Origin of the sequence: Hansschlegelia beijingensis (assembly GCF_045505405.1) — a bacterium.
Lineage (GTDB): Bacteria > Pseudomonadota > Alphaproteobacteria > Rhizobiales > Methylopilaceae > Methylopila > Methylopila beijingensis_A.
This window is the reverse complement of the sequence record NZ_JBJKEX010000673.1, coordinates 1-682: the sequence shown is the minus strand read 5'-3', so window position 1 is coordinate 682 and position 682 is coordinate 1. Positions and strand designations below refer to the sequence as shown.

Genomic DNA, 682 nt, shown 5'->3' with positions numbered 1-682 from the left:
TGGGGCCGGCGCGTCCGCCAACGCCGTCGCGGTGGCGGTTCCGCTCCCGGGCCAGGAGACGGCCGCGACCTCCTACACCTTCAGCAGCGCGCTCAGCGTCGGCGGGAACGGCGGCGACGGCGGAAACGGCGGGTCCGCGAAGCTCGCGCTCGGCGGCGCCGCGACGATCGGCACGGCGGGCATGGGAAGCCACGGAGCGCTGGTCCAGTCGATAGGCGGCGGCGGCGGCCATGGCGGCGATTCCTCGTCGCTCGCCGCGAGCGTCGGCTACGGCCTGAAGCGGGTCGCCGAGAGCACGGTCGGCAATGAGAGCGCGACCGTCACCCTGTCGGTCGGCGGTTGCCGCAGCGGCTCGACCTGCAAGGGCGGAGACGGCGCCGACGCCTCGTTCACGCTGGGCGACGGGGGCGCGGCGATGAGCGTGATCGAGACCGGCGGCGCCCACGCGGCGGGCGCGATCGTCCAGTCGATCGGCGGCGGCGGCGGAGACGCCGGCGTCGGGTCGACCCAGGCCTTCTCGATCGCCGACAGGTCGAACAAGAACGTCGCGATCACCGTCGGCAGCGACGGCGGCTCCGGCGGACAAGGCGGGACGGCCTCCGCGACGATCGCCTCCGACGGCGTGATCTCCACCACCGGCGCGGCCGCCGGCGGCCTGCTGGTCCAGTCGATCGGCGGGGGC

1 pseudogene is annotated in these 682 nt (G+C 75.5%); it reads left to right on the top strand.

Features of this window, described 5'->3' with window-relative positions:
* Positions 1–682, top strand: a pseudogene (locus ACIKT0_RS19555) (autotransporter outer membrane beta-barrel domain-containing protein); the annotation flags it as partial.